Origin of the sequence: Dietzia sp. ANT_WB102, from assembly GCF_008369165.1 — a bacterium.
Classification (GTDB): Bacteria; Actinomycetota; Actinomycetes; order Mycobacteriales; family Mycobacteriaceae; genus Dietzia.
Genome location: NZ_VOBA01000001.1, coordinates 1,636,375 through 1,655,492, shown reverse-complemented (window position 1 = coordinate 1,655,492; position 19,118 = coordinate 1,636,375). Strand labels below are relative to the sequence as shown.

Sequence of the window (19,118 nt, the reverse complement as noted above, 5' to 3'; positions counted from 1 at the left end):
AGTGAGCGGGTTATTCCCCGGACATCCCCGTCGTCACACCTCCTCGCGCGGCGGCGACCCGAGCACCTCGGCGAGGAAGGTCTCGAGCTGGTCAAGGAACACTGCGTTGTCGTCTCCCGCGACCATGTGCCCGGCGTCGGGCACCTCCATCGTGTACGCGTGCGGTAGCAACTCGAGCAGGTGCCGCACGGACTCGTCGCTCACGATGTCCGACGCCGAGCCCCGGATGAGCAGTGTCGGTTGGGTGATGTGCGGGACGAGGTTCTCGAAGAATGCGGTGCCCACATCAGCACTCTGGGCCGAGGCGCCGCTGGCGAACCTGGGGTCCCAGTGCCAGTGCCATCGTCCGTCTTCCCGCAGCCTCAGGTTTTTTCGCAGGCCCTCGGGGTTCTGCGGTCGCTTACGCTGCGGCTGGTAGGCCGCGATCGCGTCGGAAGCCTCCTCCAGACTGGCGAAGCCGTCGAAGCCCGACCGCATAAACTCCCCGACCCGCTCGACGCCCTCGGCCTCGAGTTTCGGGGTGACGTCCACCAAGACGAGTGCGCGCGCGACGTCCTTGCCGCTACCCAGGGAGAGCATCGCGGTCATCCCGCCGAGGGAGGCCCCGACGATCACCGGGCGTCGCGTGACGAACCGCTCGGCGACGATCGCCTCGAGGTCCGCGGCCAGACGGTGAATGTCGTAGTCGCCGTCAGGATCCCAGTCGCTGTCACCGTGACCGCGGGCGTCCATCGCGGTGACCCTGTACCCCACCCCCGACAGGCGCCGAGCGGCGCGGCTCCACGCGTGCCGGGTCTGGGCGCCCCCGTGCAGCATGAGGATCTCCTCGACCGGGTCGAGCGCCTCCCCGGCCGGGCTCACCGGGTCCCACACCTCGCCGACCAGGGTGACGCCGCCATCGCGTTCGACCGTGAACTGCTGCGGTTCGCAGATCGTCTCGGTAGTCGACATGTACGGGCCTCCCGGGCTGCCGCCCACCCCATCGGTGGAACGTGTTCTCGTTTCGTTCTACCACGCGTGCTCGGCAACCATCCGCGCAGAGAGGTCTTCGGCCACGGCGAGCACCGTGTAGTACGGCCCGCACCGGGGCAGCGTTGGCAGTGCCGACGCGTCAGCCACGCGCAGGCCCTCCACCCCCAGGACGCGTCCCGAATCGTCGAGCACCTCCCCGATCCGTGCCGTACCTGACAGGTGGTGCGAGGTGGAGGCGGTGGCGGTTCGGTCGAGCCCCAACCGGTCCGCCACCATCGAGGCAGCCTCGGCCAGCGCGGCCGCATCGTGCGGGTCATCCGCCAGCCGCACGGTCCCATCCCTGAGGACGTGGCCTCGCCCTACCGGGTTCATCAATGCGATCCCGATCCGATGGGGGCCCGGCTCGAGGCCCGGGATGACGCGATGGAGCGGCACTGCATAGGGGCGGATCTCAACCTCGGGCGCCTCGGTACCACGGGGCCGGAGCGCTGCGACGCCCGCCGGAAGCGTCAGGCGCACGACATGGGAGAGCAGGGCCGGCAGCCCGGTGTGCGGGCGCAGCAGTCCGCCGGAACGGCCCCCCGGTTGGGGGTCCGGCGCGGGGGCCGGGTCTGCGGGTAGGTCCAACAACAACTCGGGGTGCTCCTGCACAGACCGGCCGACCGGGTGCCCGGTGGCCTGTCCGATCCCGGATCCCGTGAGCAGAGCGGCCGTCCCGATCGACCCAGCGCACAGCACCACCTGCCGGGCGCTGATCTCCTCGTCGTCGTCGAGCACCACGCCGTCGCACCGCCCGCCGACCCTCCCGCCCTCCCACCGGAGCCGGTACACCCTCGCCCCGGTGCGCACTCGGGCTCCGGCGCCGGGCGGGTCCCAGGCGTCGAACGCGGTCACGCGCCGCTGGCCCAGGCGCGCCTGGCCGATGGCGGACACGCGGCCTGGGAACGCTGCGGCCACGCGCGCGGCGACCGGGCCCATGGGTGCCAGGCCGGGCCGCAGTCGCTCGGCGGCGCGTGCCAGGCCCACCGCGTACCGCCGCGGCCAATCCGTCCCCCACGCCGCGATGTCCACCGGCCGAGCCGGAGTGCAATAACCGCCGTTCACCGCGCCGGACCCGCCGAGGGTGCGGCCGCGGGGCAGGTCGAGAGAAGAATCCCCGAGCGTCGCGTGATGCCGCGAGACGACCCGGGACCGGTGCCCGATGTCGAGCAGACCCGCGCGCGATGACGCACGTTCCGAGCCCGCCTCCAGCAGCAGGACGTCGGCGCCGGCCTCCGCCAGCCGACGGGCCATCACGCACCCGGCCGGGCCAGCGCCCACCACCACCACGTCTCTTCGATCGCTGGTCACCGCGTGAGCTCCGGCCGCAGGGCATCGACCGAGCGCGCCACCCACGCCGAGCGCCACACGCCGACACCGTAGGCGAGGTCGTCGAGGCGGTGGAGCACAACGTGCCCGACTGGTTCGTTGACCGGGAGACTCCCCGGATCCCGGGCGGTCCACCAGTGCCACAGTCCCTCGGCCGACGCCGCGACCACGACGCGACGCCGCAGGCCCCGGGCGGCGCGGGAACGTGAGGGGGCGGTCGCGGCGAGCGCGACAGCGGTGAGTGGCCAATACGGGCGTAGTAACGCCGCCGGCAGCTGCCAGATCGATGCGCTGGCGCCCCGCGCCACCAGCTCGGCGGCCGCGCTGGAGTTCCCGGTGAGCTGACGGGTCCGCCACCACGCACGCGCGATCGCACCGGCAGCAATCACCGACCCCAGCGGAGAGGCGCTCCACACCCCCACCGCCACGGCGAGGGACCAGGGCGCGGCGACCGCCGGCGCCACGGCCGCTCCGTGGCGATCGGCCAGCGGGGCAGCTCCGCGCCCGTAGAACGCCCGCCGCCCCAGCAGCTCTCTCACGGACGTGCGGTGTCTGTGGGCCACGCGCGCGGCGGGCTCGTAACGGATGTGGCCGCCCGCCGCGTCGATGCGCCAGCACAGATCCACGTCCTCGGCAACATGCATGCGCTCGTCGAACGGGCCCTCTCCCCCGCCGCCGGGAGGTACCGGCAACCGGTCGGGCCGCACCGCGAGCGCGGCGCTCGGGACGTACGCCACCCGCGTACGGGGTCGCACCCGCGCGGGCTCGGGCCCCATGTCGAGCGCCGAGCGGGCCGTCTCGTAACCGCGCACCCAGAACCGTCCGGGGTCGGCGGCCACGATCCGGGGCGCGACAGCGGCGACGCGGGGGTCGTCGAGGCGGGCGAGTAGCACGTCGAGCCACCCGGGTAGCGGGATGACGTCGGCGTCGAGATAGACCACCACCTCCATCCCGGCCGCGACCGCCGCGGCGGTGCCGGCGTTGCGCGCCGCGGCGGGGCCCCGGGAGTGGTGATGGCGCAGAACAGTGACCGTTCCCGGAGTGTCGGTGCCGAGCGGGGCCGGGGTCGGCCGGAGGTGCGCGGTGTCGAGCATCGGGGACTCGAGGGGCGGTGTGGAACCGTCGTCGACGACGACGAGGTGCAGCCCTCTGGCGAGTTCCGGTGCGAGGGCCTTCACGAGCGCAGCGATCCCGGCGGCGTCGTCGCGGACGGGGACGACCACCGCGACGGCTCCCAGCGCTCGCGCGCCCGCCGCGCCGCCGGCGGGATGGGCCATCCCTCGGTCGGTGAGGGCTCGGGCGAGCGCCGCACCCGCGGGCGTGTCGATGGAGAGCGCCTCGCCGCCGTCCAGTAGGTCCGACACGGCAGGCGACGGCGTGATCAAGGTCACCGGGTCGCCGCCGAGGACCCGCACCACGCCCCCGCTCCGCAGAACGCGGGTGCGCCGGTCGAGTACGACGTGGGGATCCTCACTCATCGGAGCATCCCGTCGTCACCCGGCCGCCACCGGTCGAGCCGGTCGCGGGCGTCCTGGACCAGAGCCTCCCACAGTCGCTTCCCCTCAGCGGGTGATGCGGTGGTGGGGTCGCCCAGCACGCCATTCGGGCTCACCGCGGCGATCCCACCCTCGCGCAGCGCGGGCAGGATGTGGCGCAGGGGTGCGACGCAGCCCGGCGCGGCGAGGTCCACCCGAACGAGATCCGGGTGTAGATGCAGCAGGAGCGAGGTCTCGGCGTGACCGGCGTGCGTGTCGGTGGGATCCTCGGAGGTGCGGCAGGACAGCCACGCAGCGTCGCGCCCCTCGTAGCGAAGGCGTTGCACGGCGCTGCGCAGCGCATCGACGTTGCCGCCGTGCCCGTTTACCACCAGCAGTCGATCCGCCCATGTCGACACCGAGCGACCGAGTTCCAGCAGCGTCCCGGCGAGCGCATCCGTGCCCACCGACACCGTCCCGGGAAACGACTGGTGCTCCCCGCTCGCGCCGTACGCGAGAGCGGGGAGCACTGTGATCTCGTCAGCAGAACCTGTCCTGGTGCCGAGGGCCCGGGCGGCCGCAGTGGCGAGGAGCGTGTCGGACTCGACCGGCAGATGCGGCCCGTGCTGCTCGGTGGACCCGAGGGGCAGCACGGCGGCCACCGTGCAACCGTCCGCGCCCGACACACCCACCATCTTGGGATCAGACCTTGATCGCACCCATGTCGACGGTAAACGTCGACGCCGTGATCGTGCGCGACGCGTCCGAGGCGAGGAACATGACCGAATCGGAGATGTCATCGGTCTTGGCCATCCCCATTCCGAGGATCGGCGTGAAGTGCGGCAGGAACTGCGGCATGTTCTCGAACACCTCGTGTGCGCCGGGGTCCTCGCCACCCATCGGCGTGAGGACGCCGTAGGGGTGGATGGTATTGACACGGATGCCGTGCTCGCCGAGCTCCTTGGCGGTGGTCTGGGCAAGGCCCACCACGCCGTACTTGGACGCCGAGTACGGAGACTGGACAGGCATCGCCTTGAGGCCGGCCACCGAGCTCACGAGGATGATCGAACCGCCGTTTCCGGCCTCAAGCATGTGCGGGATCGTCGCCTTGAGCGTCTTCCAGTAGCCCGTGAGATTGATGTCGATGGTGTCCTGCCACTGGGCCTCGTCGATCTCCCAGACCTTGCCCCAGTTGCAGATGCCCGCGTTCGCGATCACCACGTCGAGGCGGCCCCCGAACTTCTGGACACCACGCGTAACCAGATCCTGCTGGAACGCCAGGTCACGGACGTCGCCGACCTCGGCGAGGATCTCGCCGCCCTCGGCCTCGACCATCTCGATGGTGGTGTCGAGGTCCTCGCGTGTCGTCGTGGGGTACCTGACGTACTCCGACGGCGAGGCACATAGATCCATACCGATGATTTTGGCGCCCTCGCGGGCGAAGCGGATTGCGTGCTTACGGCCTTGGCCGCGGGCCACGCCTGTGATGTAGACGACCTTGCCGTCGAAATCTCCCATGGAGGTGGTGTCCTTTTTTCGGTTGTTTCGGATAGGTAGCGGGCTCGCGTCGGCCCTGACGCGCTCGACCGTGCGCCGGGTAGGTACCTAGACGGGATCAGACGCCGAGGCGACGGATGAAGTCGTCGGGGATCACGTAGTCGTCGCGGTTCAGCTCGGAGATCGACGACTTGCTCAGGCCGATGAGGCTGGAATCGAGGCCGGACCGCATGATGTCGAGGACGTTCTCCACACCTGCCTGTCCGTTGGCCCCCAGGCCCCACAGGTAGGCGCGCCCGATCATCACGGCCCGGGCGCCGAGCGCGAGTGCCTTGGCCACATCTGAACCGCGCCGGATACCGCCGTCGAGCAGGATCTCCACCTGGTCGCCGACGGCGTCGGCGATGGGCGGTAGGCACCGGATGGTGGCCGGGGTCGCGTCGAGATTGTTGCCGCCGTGGTTGGACACGGAGATCGCCGTGACACCAGCGTCGACGGCCCGCTTGGCGTCGTCGACGCGGGTGATGCCCTTGAGCATCACCGGGCCGTCGTAGTTCTCCACCACCCAAGCAATGTCCTCCCAGGTGGCGGGCGGCGTGTGCATCCACTCGCCGTACGCGCCGAAGAACGAGGGGCCCATCTCACCCTGGTTGACGAGGTTCGGAGTGGTCAGGTCCGGGAACCGCTTGTTCGTCACCACGTCACGCGCCCACTCCATGGCCCACCGCGGACGGACCGCGATCTCGGGCGCCAGGGTGAGCATGGCCTTGGCGTCCAACTTCTCGGGGATCGCGGGACTGCCCCAGTCGCGGCCCATGGAGAAGGACCAGTCGGTGGTGAGGATGACACCCGCCGCACCCGCAGCCTTGGCACGCTCGAGCCGCTCGAGGACTCTCTCCTTGCCGCCCAGCCAGTACACCTGGAAGAAGGTCTGCGGGTTGGCCGCGATGACTTCCTCGATGGGCTTGGATGCGAACGAGCTCAGGCCCATCGCAGTGCCGCGCGCGGCCGCAGCGCGGGCAACGTCCACCTCTCCGTCGGGAGTGACAGCCTGGACGCCGGTCGGCGAAATCATCACCGGCAGGCTGATAGGCTGGCCCATCACCGTGGTGGCCATGTCGCGGTCCTGCTTGGCGCCGATGACGTGCGGCTTGGGCTGCAGCTCAGAGAACGCGCCCATATTGTCGTCGATCGTCACCCCGGCCTCACTGCCGCCGACGAGCGCCATGTACACGCTCTTGGGGAGCTTCTTCTTCGCGCGACGCTGGGCCTCGGCGACCGACTCGAACCACGGGTTCTGGCGCCAAGGATTGGCCTCGGCGATCTTGGACAGACGGGACACAGGTGTGCTTCTTTCTCTGGGAACTAAGTTTCGGCCCGCGGAATCCCCGCCGGGCCTGATGGGATGTCGCCGCCGACGGTCAGACCGGGGACTCGTCGCACAGGCTGGTGGGCCTGCGCGGCGGAGTGGTGACCAGAGTCAGCGGCACCGGACCGGTGGGCTGCTTGCGGGCTGCAAGGCCCATCGGCCGCGTGTGGTCCTGCGACGGCTCCGGGATGCTCCGTTCGGCCGCGAGCAGTCCCTCACCGTATCCCTGGACGCACTCCGGGTCCGGACCATCCATGGGCAACCCGGTGAAGAACTTCGCGGCCATGCAGCCCCCACGGCAGCTGTCATAGAAGTCACAGGCCGAGCACGCTCCGGCGGACTGGGGCTCACGCAGCTCCCGGAAAAGCTCCGAGGTCTGCCACACCGTCTCGAAGCCACCGTCTGCCACGACGTTGCCGGCGAGGAACTGCTCGTGGATCGCAAACGGGCAAGCGTACACATCGCCGATCGGGTCGATGAGACAGACCACGCGGCCGGCTCCACACAGGTTGAGACCGGGTAGCGACCCCTGCCCCTGCCCCTCACCGAAGGGGGTCAGGTGGAAGAAGCTGTCGCCGGTGAGCACGTTCTCCCCGTGCGCGACCAGCCAGTCGTACAGTTCACGCTGCTGCTCGGGAAGGGGATGCAGGTCGTCCCACACGTCGGCGCCCCGGCCGGAGGGCCGCAGGCGAGTGATGCGTAGCGTCGCGTCGTATTTGTCGGCCAGAGCCTTGAACTCATCGAGCTGGGAGACGTTCTCGCGGGTGACCACGACCGAAATCTTGGAGTCGCGGAAGCCGGCGTCCTTGAGGTTCTGGAGTGCGCGGCAGGCCATGTCGAACGAGCCGGGGCCGCGAACGGCATCGTTGACCTCGGCGGTCGCGCCGTCGATCGAGATCTGCACGTCGACGTAGTCGCTGGCGGCCAGGCGCTGCGCGACTTCCTCGTCGATCCGAACACCGTTCGTGGAGAACTTCACTCCCACCTGGTGGCTGGTCGCGTAGTCGACGAGCTCCCAGAAGTCGGGACGGACGGTCGGCTCGCCACCACCGATGTTCACGTAGAAGACCTGCATCTTCTGCAGCTCGTCAATGATGGTCTTGCACTGCTCGGTGGACAGCTCGCGCGGGTCGCGACGCCCGGACGAGCTCAGACAGTGCACGCAGGCGAGGTTGCAGGCGTAAGTGAGTTCCCAGGTCAGGCAGATCGGGGCGTCGAGCCCTCTCTCGAACTGGTCGACCAGGCGGCCGACGGGCGCGGGGCTTGCTGGGCGGTCGAGCATGCTGGTCATGAGGTCTCCTCGATCATCCGCGAGGCGGCGAGCTGGCCGAGCGCGTGCAGGTACAGCCGCGCGGTACCCGGGTCGTCGATCTGCACCCCGGCGGCAGCGCAGGCGGCACGCGCCGAAGGGTGGTCGGCGAGAGTGCGGACCACCTCGACGATGGTCGGCGACTTGAGAAAGCTGAGCTTGCGGGTATGGAAGTGGTAGAGCAGGGCCCCGAACGGTTCCGGCCGAAGCGCCACACCGGGATGCAGGCGCCAGCCGACGTCGAGGTCGAACGCCGCCGAGGCGGCTCCCTGCCCGGCGTCGGCCGGCGCTGCTGCGGAGGTCATCTCAGTAGACCCCACACATGCCGTCGATAGAGACCTCCTCGATGAGGGCCTCCTCCAGCACGACCTCGGTGTTCTGCGTGTTCTCCATGCCGTGTCCTCTCGTCTTCGCCTGGGCATTCCTCACCACATTGCGGTGAGACCTGCATCATATTGGCACTTAGTGCCAGTTGCAAGGGTCACTCATCTAAGCTCTCGTGACATGGGAAAGGCGGAAGTGCCGGAGATGCCCGGAACACGAACTCCGGGACGCCGTCCATCGACGACGCGCGCCTCGATCGTGGCCGTGGCCCTCGAGCTTTTCGCCCGTCAGGGCTACGAGGCGACCAGCGTCGAGCAGATCGCCGATGCCGCCCACATCTCTCGCCGCACCCTGTTCCGCTACTTCCCCGGTAAGGCCGCGATCGCATGGGGAGAGTTCGACGATCAGATCGACCTCATGCTGGAGTACCTGGCGGGGGTTCCCGAGCAGACCCCGCTGCGCGACGCTCTCGCCGACGCACTCATCGAGTTCAACACCTTCCCCGCGTCGCAGACCGAGGTCCACCGACTGAGAATGCGGCTCCTGCTCAGCGTGGACGAGCTCCAGGCGCACTCGACCCTCGTCTACGCCGACTGGCGCCGGGCCGTGGCCGGCTTCATCGCCGACAGGCGCGGCGAGACGGTAGACGATCTGGTCCCCTCCGCGACCGCGCACGCCGCGCTCGGGATCGCACTCTCGGCCTACCGCCTGTGGGTAGCCGAGCCCGGTGCCGACCAGGCCCGCCTGCACGCGCTGCTGCGGCAGGGCACGCAGATCCTCGCCTGAGGGCATCGCGCTCGCGCACGGTTGGAAACGCCCTGGAACTTACCCGTCCGTAACATCGTCGTCGTGACCACCACCTCGCCCACACCCGCCGCGACCACCCCCACCTACCGACTCTGGAAGAAGACCACCCGCCTCCCCTTCGGCTCCCGCCTGTTCAGTGCGGCGGTGAGCCTCAAGGCCCCCTTCTTCGGCAGCTCGTTGCCGCACGTCGTCGAGTTGAGGCCCGGCCGCTGCGTCGTGCGCGGCCCCGGCTGGTGGGGCAACCGCAACCACATCGGAACTTTCCACGCGATCGCCGCGTGCAACCTCGCCGAGATGGCGATGGGCGTGCTCGCCGAGGCCACGGTCCCCACCACCCACCGCTGGATCCCCGTGGGAATGAACGTGCGCTACCCCGCGATGTCGACTGGCGGCATGACGGTGACCGCCGAGTGGGAACAGCTACCCGACTTCGACGTGATCACCACCGGCGAGAACATCGAGGTGCCACTGAAGTTCGTCGATGATGCCGGGGTCGAGCCCGTCGTCGGCGCCATCACGATCCGGGTCTCGCCCAAAAAGAAGCGCTGAGACACCGGGAACTCCGCCAAGAATAGTCGCCCCTTTCCGTTGCGGAAACGGAAAGGGACGACTAGTGTTTCCGTCATGGAAAACAACGGCTCTCCCCCACGCCCCACTTCCCCCGACCCCGCCCCGTACGACCCCACCGCGGCGCTGGCTGACGTCGACTCTGCGCGCCGGGCCGTCGCGGACCGGCTCATCTCACCGTGGTGGTACCACCCAACCCTCGCGGTGATCCTCGCGGCGATCATGCTGACCGCCGCCCTCAACCTGCCCAATATCGTCCGGGTTCCGGTCGCAGTGGCCGGCGCGGTGGGAATCGTCCTTCTGATCGCCGGGTACCAGCGCACCACCGGCCTGTGGGTCGACATGCGCAATCTCGGCCCCATCTCGCGCCGATGGTGGTTCGCCTACGCCGCGGTGGTCTTGGTTGTCCTCGTCATCTCGCTTTGGCCCACGGCAACCGACCAGGCACTGCCCCTGTGGCTAGCCATTCTGCTGGCCGTCGTCGCCATCATCGCCCAGATCGTGCTGGGACGCCGTGTCGACGACGCCATGCGCGCCGAGATCCGCGCAGGCACAGCCGTCGCCCCCCGTCGCCGATGATGTCCAGACGTCCCGCGGCGCAGTTCGACGAGATCATTCACGCCCCACACCGCCTACGGATCTGCGCCCTGCTCGCCCCAGTGGAGTCCATGGAGTTCGGATCCGTCCGCGATGAACTCGGCGTGGCTGACTCGGTCCTGTCGAAGCAGTTCAAGGTCCTCGCCGACGCCGGCTACGCGACCACCTCCAAGGCCGCCGGGTCCACTGGTCGCGCACGGACCTGGCTGGCCCTCACCCGAACCGGCCGGCAAGCGTTCACCGGCCACCTCGACGCCCTGCGCGACTTGGCCGCAGCCGCGGAAAGGACTCCGACACCGGATCGCGAGTCAGTCGCGAGTGCGGACGTCGAAGGCCCTGATGGCGATCGGCGCGATCACCGCCGTCAGGCCGACAATCCACAGCACTGACGCGAGCACCGGGTACTGCAGCGGCAACGCGGCGTCAGGACCCACCGCTGGGGCATTGCCCCACAATTGCCGCATGGCCTGAACCACGGCGGACAAAGGATTCCATTCGGCGATCGCCCGCAGCCACGTCGGCATCGACTCAGGCGGGGCAAAAGTGTTGGCGACGAAGGTGATGGGGAACGTCGTGGTGAACATGACCCCGTTGACCGCCTCGATCGTCTTGAGCCGCGAGCCCACGACGATCCCGACCCAGATCATCACAAAGCCGAAGCCGAGCAGGATCAGGTAACCCAGTACGGCATCGAGGACCCCGGAATGGATCCGCCAGCCCACGATGAGGCCCGTCAGCGACATGACCACCACGCCGATCGACGAGTGGATGAGACTCGAGGCGCTCCGCGCGATAAGGATGGACGCGCGTTTGATGGGGAGCGAGCGGAAGCGGTCGATGATCCCCTTGTTGAGGTCGTTACACAGACCAGAGGCCACAACGAACGACGAGAACGCCATGGTCTGCGCCATGATCCCCGGCAGCAGCCACTCGCGGTAGTTCCCACCCGCCACCGCGATCGCCCCGCCGAAGACGAAGGCGAACAGCAGCACGAACATGACCGGCTGGATCGTGACGTCCGCCAGGTTCTCCGGCTGGCGGCGGATGTGAAACAGGTTGCGGCGGGTCAGGGCCGAGATCTGCCTGCCGAAGGACGGCCCGTCGGGCCGGGCAGGCACCGCGAAATGCTCAGCAGTGGACGGACCCGCGGTGGGGTCGGCGATGGCACTCATACCCGTGACTCCTCATCAATGGTCTCGAGTTCGGGATCGTCCGCCTTGCGTCCGGTGAGGGAGAGGAAGACGTCGTCGAGGCTGGGGCGCTGCAGGCCGATGTCATCCAGTTCGATGCCTGCCTCGGTGAACGCGGCAGCAATCCCCGCGAGCGCGGAGACGCCTTCTGACGGCGCGGTGAGCCGGCGGGCGTCCCGGTCGACGTGGAAGTCCGCGATGCGGGTACCCAACACCCGGGCTGCTTCATCCACGTCGTCCGGGCGGGACACCGTCACCACCAGGCTCGCCGCCCCTGATCGGTCCTTGAGCTGCAGCGGGGTGCCCTCAGCGATGACACGCCCGTGGTCGATGACGATCACCCGGTCAGCCAACTGGTCGGCCTCGTCGAGATACTGGGTGGTGAGCAACAGCGTCGTACCGTCCCGGACCAGGTCGCGCAGGACGTCCCACAGCTCATTGCGAGACCTTGGATCCAGCCCCGTGGTGGGCTCGTCCAGGAACAACACCGGCGGGGCGGCGACGAGGCTGGCCGCCAGGTCTAGTCGGCGTCGCATACCGCCCGAGTAGCTCTTGGCGATGCGGGTCGCCGCATCGGTCAGGGCAAACCTCTCGAGGAGCTCGTCCGCCCGCGCCTTGACCGCCCGCTTCGGCAGTCCGTAGAGATCGCCGATGAGGCGAAGGTTCTCCCGCCCGGTGAGTAGCTCGTCCACCGTCGCGGACTGGGCGGTCAGTCCCATCGCCTTGCGGACCTTCGCGGGCTCCCGCGTCACGTCATGACCGGCTACGCGGGCTGTTCCGGAGGTCGGCGGGCTCAGCGTCGTCATCATCCGGATCGTGGTGGTCTTACCGGAACCGTTGGGCCCGAGCAGCCCGAGAACTGTCCCGGTGGGCACGGAGAACGAGATGTCGTCGACGGCGGTGAAGTCGCCGAATCGCTTTACGAGGTGTTCTGCCTCGATCGCCGGCGCGGAAGTGGGTCGGGTACTCACCTCAAAAGGGTGTCCTTCGTCAACGCCCGAGTCAACACTCAAGGTCCGCTATGCGGACAAGGGATGTCCGCAGCGGGTGATATCCGGCCGCTGCACAGGACGGAGGCCCCTGCGCGCCTACGCTCGATCGCATGCCGCGCATCACAGTGACCTCCGTTCATGTCGACGACCAGGCCCAGGCACTGGCCTTCTACACCGACGTGCTGGGGTTCATCCTCAAGCACGACATCCCTGCCGGTGACTTCCACTGGCTGACGGTGGTGGATCCGGGCGACCCGGGCGGCACGCAGCTGCTACTGGAGCCGAACCAGCATCCCGCAGCGCGCGCCTACACCTCCGCCCTGCACCAGGACGGCATCCCGGCCACGCAGTTCGAGGTGGACAATATCCACCAGGCGTATGCCGACCTGCAGAAGAGGGGCGCCCGCATCGTGCAGCCGCCCACCGAGATGGGTCCGGTGTGGACGCTTGTCGTCGACGACACGTGCGGCAATCTGATCCAGTTGGCCACCGCACCCGAGATGTAGGGGTGGTTCCCGCATGGCCCGTCGGGAGCGCCCGACGTATCGTGGAGGGGTTGTTGCGCGACCTTCGCCGCCTCACGATCAAAGGATGACCGGTACTCATGAGCTCCACGTCGACCATCCCGCCGACCATTGCCCGTTCGTGGTTGCTCCTGCCCGCGGACAAGTCCGAGCGCTTCGACGACGCCGCCAGGTCGGAGATGGACGTGGTGGTCCTCGACGTGGAGGACGGGATTCGGCAGTCGGAGAAGGAACGAGCGCGCCGCGAGGTTCGTCAGTGGCTCGAAGCCGGAAACCACGCGTGGATCCGGATCAACGACGTCCGCTCCCCTGAGTGGGAGAAAGACCTCATGGCGCTCGGCCACTGCCCAGGCCTCGACGGAGTGATGCTCGCCAAGACCGAGAACCCCGAGCACGTGTCTCTCACGGCCGCCCGCCTGGCCGAGAACACCCCGATTGTCGCCCTCGTCGAGTCGGCCGACGGCCTCGCACAGGCCGCGGAGATCGCCAAGACCGACCAGGTGGTGCGGCTGGCCTTCGGTGTCGGCGACTTCCGTCGCGACACCGGGATCGGCTCGTCGCAGATCGCACTGGCGTACACGCGCTCGCAGTTCGTGGTGGCCAGCCGGATGGCCCGCGTGGCTCCGCCCATCGACGGGCCGACCATCTCCAACGACACGCAGGTCCTTATGGACGCCGCCGAGCACGCGGTTGAGATGGGTATGACCGGCAAGCTGTGCCTGCGAGTCGACCAGGCCCCGTACATCAACGAGGTGCTCTCACCCTCGGCCGCTGACGTTTCGTGGGCCGAGTCCGTGATCGACGAGCTGGGCCCCGGCGGCGAGCGCTGCCAGGACGGCTCTGACCTTCCGCGGTTGGCCCGGGCCCAGACGATCTCACGCCTCGCGCAGGCGTTCGCGAGCATCCACTGACGCGACCTGCGGACGCGGCCGGGCCCCGGCTACGTGTGCAAAGAGCGCGCAATCGAACGGCACTGTCCCTTTGGATAAAACGCGTCCCTCTAAAGCGAGATCGTGAAAGGTGCGGCTGTCGACTATAAGATCGAACGGATTTCCATCACAAGAGTGCACGTAATCAGAATGGAAAAATATTCGCACCCGGCACTGCAAGGGCAACCCAAGACCAATAGATTAAGCGCACAAACCCTCGAAAAGTCAGCCCCCCAAGAGACGTTCTTTCAATTGGTCAAACTCTACTTCGTTCAGAATCCCCGCCGACTTTAGTTCTGACAGCTTCACTAGCTCATCCGCGATCGAACTAGATGCCCCACCCGCGCTGACCGCAGCGGAGGACGACCCCGCAGAATCGTGATGTGCCAGCGATATTAGGCGGCTGAGTTCTGCGGCCCCCCGCTTGGCCTCATCAAACGGACGCGATAACGGAATGGCATTAGGTGCCCTATAAGGGTCTGAATCGTTCATTTTCCAAATGCTCGTTTGGGTACCGGACTGTCCAGGAGCTTGGAGAACTAACGCGCCAGACATCATTCCTGTGTGAATCTGAACTCCTACAAGGGTCCTATATTCCCAGGAGGTAAACTCTGAGCCGAAAGTGGCTCCAGCCATAAAACCCTTTTTGTAAACAAAGACTCTATGGCCGGTCCCAATCATGGCTTGGTTACTCGAGCCAGTTATTACTACCTTAACCTGTTCGTTTCCGACTAGGCTTTGCCCCAGTGCTGTTCGGGCCTTTTTGTGCAACCGGGCGACGGCGGGTTCAAGCCCGGTCGCTATGTTTAAACTATTTTTTGCCATGAACTGACTATGCCACAAAACTGTACGAGCCAGGGAACATCGCAGGCAGCTCTCCCAGCATCGCTTCGGGCGTATGCCAGCTTGTCAACTGTATGCACGAGTTGTGTCGCGATCGCTCGAAGGATTGCGAAACTCAGCTCCGTGGTCATCGGTCAGATCCCGCGGAGAGCATGGACGCCTACACCGCGGGATATGGCCACCACCGGAGGCGAGACGATCTTCGTCTTCACATCTAGACGCTCAGCGGTGCGTCTAGTGCAACTTCTCCAGCGCATTGAGTAGTTACTTAGTGTAAGCGTTGTCCGGCGCCCAGCGTTTGGTCGATCCATCGAAGGCAAAGAGCGCAATCGATGCGGTCGCCGCGTATTCCTTGGCGGGCGCGGCATAGCCCTTGAAGTCGAAGCGGCACAGAATGCGTTCTGCGACATTGGGATGGCAGGCCCCGAAGAACGACTAGATCGCCGGCCGTACCCCAAGGGCGTTCTGCCATTTTGCCTGCGCGGCCACACTCGATCCGAGTACGTCGCTTCCCATCGAATGTCGCCGTGTCGCGTACGCATGGCGGAACCCAATGTCCCGCAGATACTTGGCAGCCATGAGCTCGGCATCACGCGCAGCGCTCTTGAAGGGTCCGGCCCTAGTGGGTTTGGAAGCGACCCCTCGACCGCTGGGCTGAACAGCAAATTCACGCTTTTCTCTCGTGAGATGCGCATACGCGCCGTCGGGATCGTAGGCATACATTACGGTGACACAGCCGAGGCCGTTGTCCTGAGTTTGTACCGTCACTACGGGCACCGAATTGCCTGCGGCTTGCCGCACACTCCTGACGGCGTTGCGATGCGCCTCCGAAAAGTTGGCGCCGGAGGCTGAACCAAGGATCGGCTGCCGCCGCCGTTAACCGAACGTGTGCCTATGTTAAGGCCTAACCACGACAGCATCACGTGATTTAGCTGCTTCGGAAGGCGCGGCACTTAGCCCCGGTGATGAGCGGATTGGCAGGACTGCTGCTGCAGGCCCACCGTGACCACGGACACAGGTGCCAGCTCGACGACGCAGGTGGGACTGACCACCTGGTGCAACTACCCGTCTGACCACCAACGAAAAACGAGGAACCAGTTGGACCGCTGTTAGGGGCTTGACCGCCTCCACCTCACGGGGATCCGTGTCGAAAAGAGAGAGAAATCCTGCGAAACAGCCAACACTTAGTCCAACGCGGGGTCCCGTACAGGTGCACCTCAATGAGGCGATGCCGATCGTCAGCCGTTTTCGGTCTTAGTCAGCCTTCCGAAGGCAACACGGCTTCCAGTGGCACTAATTCTGCGACAGCTTCCTCAATCTCTTGAGAGATCCCAGCCTCCAACAGAGCAGCGGCAACCTTCTTGCGCGCGGCCTGGAAGGTTCGGGTGCCTGAAATATCCACTGAACATGCCGCCTTCTCAGATCGAGCGCCAAGGTCGGAGAGTCTCGCATGAAGACTGTCCGTCGAATCGAACCTCGGGAAGGGCACTGCGAACACATTCTTGTCAAAGTCGCGTGTGCCAAATAGCCCCAGAGCTTGGAGAGGTTTAACACGCTCAAGGAGCGTTGAGGAATTAAGGATCGCGCACAGGTAGTGGCCTTCCGCTTCTGCTGCCACGGGCGCCCAGTAGAGCTTGTGGTCAATGACCGCGGACTCGTCGCGCACCAACGCGGCTGCCAGCGTATTGCCGGATTTCGTATAGACAACTCGGAGAGAAGCAATTGGCAGCTGAGCAGATAGCTGGCCATGGTAGTCGATGCGGTCTAGAAGTCGCGACTTATCGGCTGACGACTTGTTGTCTTCCCATACCTCTTCCGCTTGGCCCCACCAATCTGCGAGGCCTGGCTTCTCGGCGATTTCATGTGTCTCCAAGATCGCAGCATCCACGATTGGCAGAACTGCCTGGCGAGGTGTCACAAACCGGTGCGGCAGCACCGTCTCGCCGAGATACACCGTGCGAACGAATCGTTGTTCAACTCGCCCTTTCAGGGACGGCTGCAACTTCCATGGCTTCTTCTCTTGGGTGGTGCGGAAGGATTCCACGGCTATGCGGCCAGCTCCCGCTCCGAGCGGGCCTGCATCGGCTTCGGTTACGAACAACGTCATCCGAGGAGCCAAGACCGCCCCTTGCCGGAATCGAGACTTGTATGGCGAGGGGCCTGGTCCGGTTTCATCTCCGAGCGCTGCCACCGTCCCCAGTGACGTAACGGTCCGTTGTTCAGCTTCGCTCCACGGAAGATCCGCCCTGGGGAGCCGGTTGACCCACTTGATGGTCTGGGACGGCAGTTGAGTTGCGACTTCGGCACGGTGTCCACGAACGACGCAGGAGGGCATGGGGAATCCGGTTGTGGTTTCGGCCATGTCCCAGCTTCTTTCGAAAGCGACGGTGAGATGGTCACCTGTTCCCGCTGCCCATTTTCCGCTTCGGAATCCCGAGTGTGGGAGGCGGCTGAGGGTGCCATGCGGCATGACAAAAGCGAACTGGCCTCCGTCTCGGAGATACAGCTCCACTGCTCGCACGGCGAATAACGTGGCTAGGTCTCGACCGGAGGCGCCGAGTCCTTTATTGAGCAGGTTTCGTGGCTTGGCGAGCTTTTTGTATCGCGTTTGCATTGCCTCCGTCATTTTCGAGTAGCGAAGCCACGGCGGATTTCCGACGAGGAGGTCCACCCTGTTGTCCGGTTCGGATAACCACAGCGGACGGATCAGGTTACGGACGTAGTAGCCCCAGATATGGTTCCGCCCTGAACGATGGAGGGCTCGCATAGTCGAGAACGTGGTTGTCAGTATTGCCGCTTCCTCTTCTGTGACCGCAAACCTACGCAGGACAGGATCTATTAATGTGCTGTCTTTCTTTCCACTGAGATCAAGCGCTTTGTCAGCCATGCTGGAAACGAGTTGGTCGAATCTTTGAGCGTCGCCGAGGATGCTCCGGGGAAAGACAAGCTCGTCGCCGAATAGGACGCCGCCTCCTTCAACGAGTTCGTTACCAGCGGTGGTAATGGTGACCCTGTCCGTTCCACCGAACAGGTCACGGTTTTGTTCCCACTGCATCGAGTCACCTAGGTAGATCGGAATGGTTAGCGGTCCGCGGTCCGCGGAGCTGATGCGCTCGATCCCGATTGCGAGCAGGTAGGTCACGCGAGCAAGGGTGACCGCTACGGGGTGCACGTCCATTCCGACGACCTGGCGAGTGACGCCGAGAACGGCTTCTCCAGTGGACGTTCCGTTCGCTTCCGCCGCCTCAAGGTAGCGGCGGACGGCGTGAAAGACGAAAGTCCCGCTGCCGCAGCTCGGGTCAGCCAAGCGAGTAGTGAGAGGATCGGTGACACGATCATCGACGATGCGGTCCGCTAACCAGTCTGGGGTGTAGTACTCACCAAGCCCTTCCCGTTCCGCCTGGGGGATGACTGACTCGTAGAGAATTTTGAGAACGTCGTGCTCGACTGTCGCCCATTCAAATCGGGCAATGCGTCGGCCGAGTTCAGTGACGAATTGCTCTCCGCCAGCAACCTCCACCACCCAGTCAAAAAAGTCAGCCTCGACAACGCCGTGGATCTGGGAGTTAGCGAACTCCGATCCTGAGGTCATCTGTGCCGGAGTTAGGGGCCCATGCGGTGAGACGTCCCAGCCGATCGCCGCGTGTGCGACTAATTCGGCCGTCACCACGAGAAGGGTGTGGTTGATGAATAGGGCTTCGTCGTCGACGAACCCAGTTCCGAAGGCCGTGCGAAGCAATTTGGCCCAGAGCTCCCGCTTGAGCTTGACCTCGGGATGGTTACGGTTGTCGCGATAGAGCACCGCTAGGGCCGCGTAGTCCAGTTGGTGCGCGGGCGAAGTAGCCCCTAGTCGTTGTTCGATCTCAGCAGGAACAGGGCGGATTTTTGCACGCGTCGCCATGATCGACTCGAGCCAAACCAGAAGCGCGTCCTTGTCCGGGTCACGCGGACTCAGTTCTAGCTCGGAGACGCAGAAAAGCTGCTCGCCAGCCAAGTGGTAGAGCCGCCAGGCGGTGCCATCGGTGAGGATGCCAACGTACCGGCCACCGAGTTCTTTGGTTCGCTGGGCTACGTAGCCGGCAAGCTGCTCTTCCGCGTCAGCCAAGTCACCAGCACGCAGGTCCTTCTTAACCTCAATGACCACGTGGCCAGCTTCGATATCAATACGTCGGCGCGTACCGTCGCCGAGCTGGGACTCCATTGTCACAACGTCATCGGTATCCAACCCAAGCGCCGCAGTCGTGAGCAACATATAGATGTCGGCTTGCGTCGTGGCCTCCGGTCGCATCGGCTTGCGGGAGGCGAGGCGCCTAATGATCGCCTCGATGCTGGATGTCATAACCGCAATGTATCCG

At 66.0% G+C, this 19,118-nt stretch carries 18 protein-coding genes; 6 read left to right on the top strand and 12 right to left on the bottom strand.

Annotation, left to right across the window (positions count from 1 at the left end):
- Positions 1–33 precede the first annotated feature (33 nt).
- The 9 genes from FQ137_RS07675 to mftA all read right to left on the bottom strand — a co-directional run bounded on the left by FQ137_RS07675 (position 34) and on the right by mftA (position 8,383).
- The gene (locus tag FQ137_RS07675; RefSeq protein ID WP_149291866.1) at positions 34–951 is read right to left on the bottom strand and encodes an alpha/beta fold hydrolase; all 918 of its coding nucleotides are present in this window, start codon (positions 949–951) and stop codon (positions 34–36) included.
- 57 nt (positions 952–1,008) lie between these two features.
- The gene (mftG, locus tag FQ137_RS07670) at positions 1,009–2,322 is read right to left on the bottom strand and encodes a mycofactocin system GMC family oxidoreductase MftG (RefSeq protein ID WP_255583792.1); all 1,314 of its coding nucleotides are present in this window, start codon (positions 2,320–2,322) and stop codon (positions 1,009–1,011) included.
- Positions 2,319–3,818: a mycofactocin biosynthesis glycosyltransferase MftF gene (gene mftF, locus FQ137_RS07665; RefSeq protein ID WP_149291865.1), complete on the bottom strand. Its 1,500-nt coding sequence runs from the start codon at positions 3,816–3,818 to the stop codon at positions 2,319–2,321. Before mftF ends, mftG begins: the two co-directional genes overlap by 4 nt.
- Positions 3,815–4,510 carry a mycofactocin biosynthesis peptidyl-dipeptidase MftE gene (mftE, locus tag FQ137_RS07660; RefSeq protein WP_149292708.1) on the bottom strand — a complete coding sequence of 232 codons (696 nt, stop codon included), beginning with the start codon at positions 4,508–4,510 and terminating at the stop codon, positions 3,815–3,817. Before mftE ends, mftF begins: the two co-directional genes overlap by 4 nt.
- A 7-nt stretch (positions 4,511–4,517) precedes the next feature.
- Complete coding sequence (locus FQ137_RS07655) at positions 4,518–5,333, bottom strand: mycofactocin-coupled SDR family oxidoreductase (RefSeq protein ID WP_149291864.1); 816 nt, start codon at positions 5,331–5,333, stop codon at positions 4,518–4,520.
- A 97-nt stretch (positions 5,334–5,430) separates the two neighbouring features.
- A complete protein-coding gene (mftD, locus tag FQ137_RS07650) occupies positions 5,431–6,654 on the bottom strand; it encodes a pre-mycofactocin synthase MftD (RefSeq protein ID WP_149291863.1) in 1,224 nt (407 codons plus the stop codon).
- A gap of 79 nt (positions 6,655–6,733) precedes the next feature.
- Complete coding sequence (mftC, locus tag FQ137_RS07645) at positions 6,734–7,972, bottom strand: mycofactocin radical SAM maturase (RefSeq protein ID WP_149291862.1); 1,239 nt, start codon at positions 7,970–7,972, stop codon at positions 6,734–6,736.
- Entirely contained in the window at positions 7,969–8,295 is a 327-nt protein-coding gene (gene mftB / locus FQ137_RS07640) for a mycofactocin biosynthesis chaperone MftB (RefSeq protein WP_149291861.1), read from the bottom strand. The genes mftC and mftB overlap by 4 nt, the downstream gene beginning before the upstream one ends.
- Before the next feature lies 1 nt (position 8,296).
- Positions 8,297–8,383: a mycofactocin precursor MftA gene (mftA, locus tag FQ137_RS07635; protein WP_067716580.1), complete on the bottom strand. Its 87-nt coding sequence runs from the start codon at positions 8,381–8,383 to the stop codon at positions 8,297–8,299.
- A 111-nt stretch (positions 8,384–8,494) separates the two neighbouring features.
- Between mftA and FQ137_RS07630 the strand changes: the two genes are divergently transcribed.
- From FQ137_RS07630 to FQ137_RS07615, 4 genes are all read left to right on the top strand, one after another.
- Complete coding sequence (locus FQ137_RS07630) at positions 8,495–9,100, top strand: TetR family transcriptional regulator (RefSeq protein ID WP_255583790.1); 606 nt, start codon at positions 8,495–8,497, stop codon at positions 9,098–9,100.
- Between the two features lie 63 nt (positions 9,101–9,163).
- The gene (locus tag FQ137_RS07625; RefSeq protein WP_149291860.1) at positions 9,164–9,670 is read left to right on the top strand and encodes a hotdog fold domain-containing protein; all 507 of its coding nucleotides are present in this window, start codon (positions 9,164–9,166) and stop codon (positions 9,668–9,670) included.
- 75 nt (positions 9,671–9,745) lie between these two features.
- Positions 9,746–10,267 carry a hypothetical protein gene (locus FQ137_RS07620; protein WP_149291859.1) on the top strand — a complete coding sequence of 174 codons (522 nt, stop codon included), beginning with the start codon at positions 9,746–9,748 and terminating at the stop codon, positions 10,265–10,267.
- Entirely contained in the window at positions 10,267–10,674 is a 408-nt protein-coding gene (locus FQ137_RS07615) for a transcriptional regulator (protein ID WP_149291858.1), read from the top strand. The genes FQ137_RS07620 and FQ137_RS07615 overlap by 1 nt, the downstream gene beginning before the upstream one ends.
- On the opposite strand, the gene FQ137_RS07610 is transcribed toward FQ137_RS07615, so the two are convergent.
- Both FQ137_RS07610 and FQ137_RS07605 read right to left on the bottom strand, forming a co-directional pair.
- Positions 10,594–11,457, bottom strand: coding sequence for an ABC transporter permease (locus tag FQ137_RS07610; protein ID WP_149291857.1), 864 nt, complete (start codon positions 11,455–11,457; stop codon positions 10,594–10,596). The two genes, FQ137_RS07615 and FQ137_RS07610, sit on opposite strands and share 81 nt — an antisense overlap.
- Positions 11,454–12,446, bottom strand: coding sequence for an ATP-binding cassette domain-containing protein (locus tag FQ137_RS07605; RefSeq protein ID WP_149291856.1), 993 nt, complete (start codon positions 12,444–12,446; stop codon positions 11,454–11,456). Before FQ137_RS07605 ends, FQ137_RS07610 begins: the two co-directional genes overlap by 4 nt.
- 131 nt (positions 12,447–12,577) lie before the next feature.
- Between FQ137_RS07605 and FQ137_RS07600 the strand changes: the two genes are divergently transcribed.
- Positions 12,578–12,973 (top strand): VOC family protein, encoded by a 396-nt coding sequence (locus FQ137_RS07600; protein ID WP_149291855.1) that lies wholly within the window; start codon positions 12,578–12,580, stop codon positions 12,971–12,973.
- Between the two features lie 98 nt (positions 12,974–13,071).
- Positions 13,072–13,902, top strand: a complete 831-nt coding sequence (locus FQ137_RS07595; RefSeq protein WP_149291854.1) for a CoA ester lyase — start codon at positions 13,072–13,074, stop codon at positions 13,900–13,902.
- Positions 13,903–16,021: 2,119 nt separating this feature from the next.
- On the opposite strand, the gene FQ137_RS07590 is transcribed toward FQ137_RS07595, so the two are convergent.
- The gene (locus FQ137_RS07590; RefSeq protein WP_149291853.1) at positions 16,022–19,102 is read right to left on the bottom strand and encodes an N-6 DNA methylase; all 3,081 of its coding nucleotides are present in this window, start codon (positions 19,100–19,102) and stop codon (positions 16,022–16,024) included.
- Positions 19,103–19,118 lie beyond the last annotated feature (16 nt).

What these genes read in the sequence shown, in the direction of transcription:
- mftB (WP_149291861.1), bottom strand. Translation starts at nt 8,295, where the DNA reads ATGACCTCCGCAGCAGCGCCGGCCGACGCCGGGCAGGGAGCCGCCTCG.
- FQ137_RS07590 (WP_149291853.1), bottom strand. Translation starts at nt 19,102, where the DNA reads ATGACATCCAGCATCGAGGCGATCATTAGGCGCCTCGCCTCCCGCAAG.
- FQ137_RS07630 (WP_255583790.1), top strand. Translation starts at nt 8,495, where the DNA reads ATGGGAAAGGCGGAAGTGCCGGAGATGCCCGGAACACGAACTCCGGGA.
- mftA (WP_067716580.1), bottom strand. Translation starts at nt 8,383, where the DNA reads ATGGAGAACACGCAGAACACCGAGGTCGTGCTGGAGGAGGCCCTCATC.
- FQ137_RS07600 (WP_149291855.1), top strand. Translation starts at nt 12,578, where the DNA reads ATGCCGCGCATCACAGTGACCTCCGTTCATGTCGACGACCAGGCCCAG.
- mftE (WP_149292708.1), bottom strand. Translation starts at nt 4,510, where the DNA reads ATGGTGGGTGTGTCGGGCGCGGACGGTTGCACGGTGGCCGCCGTGCTG.
- mftF (WP_149291865.1), bottom strand. Translation starts at nt 3,818, where the DNA reads ATGAGTGAGGATCCCCACGTCGTACTCGACCGGCGCACCCGCGTTCTG.
- FQ137_RS07595 (WP_149291854.1), top strand. Translation starts at nt 13,072, where the DNA reads ATGAGCTCCACGTCGACCATCCCGCCGACCATTGCCCGTTCGTGGTTG.
- FQ137_RS07655 (WP_149291864.1), bottom strand. Translation starts at nt 5,333, where the DNA reads ATGGGAGATTTCGACGGCAAGGTCGTCTACATCACAGGCGTGGCCCGC.
- FQ137_RS07675 (WP_149291866.1), bottom strand. Translation starts at nt 951, where the DNA reads ATGTCGACTACCGAGACGATCTGCGAACCGCAGCAGTTCACGGTCGAA.
- FQ137_RS07610 (WP_149291857.1), bottom strand. Translation starts at nt 11,457, where the DNA reads ATGAGTGCCATCGCCGACCCCACCGCGGGTCCGTCCACTGCTGAGCAT.
- FQ137_RS07615 (WP_149291858.1), top strand. Translation starts at nt 10,267, where the DNA reads ATGTCCAGACGTCCCGCGGCGCAGTTCGACGAGATCATTCACGCCCCA.
- mftC (WP_149291862.1), bottom strand. Translation starts at nt 7,972, where the DNA reads ATGACCAGCATGCTCGACCGCCCAGCAAGCCCCGCGCCCGTCGGCCGC.
- FQ137_RS07620 (WP_149291859.1), top strand. Translation starts at nt 9,746, where the DNA reads ATGGAAAACAACGGCTCTCCCCCACGCCCCACTTCCCCCGACCCCGCC.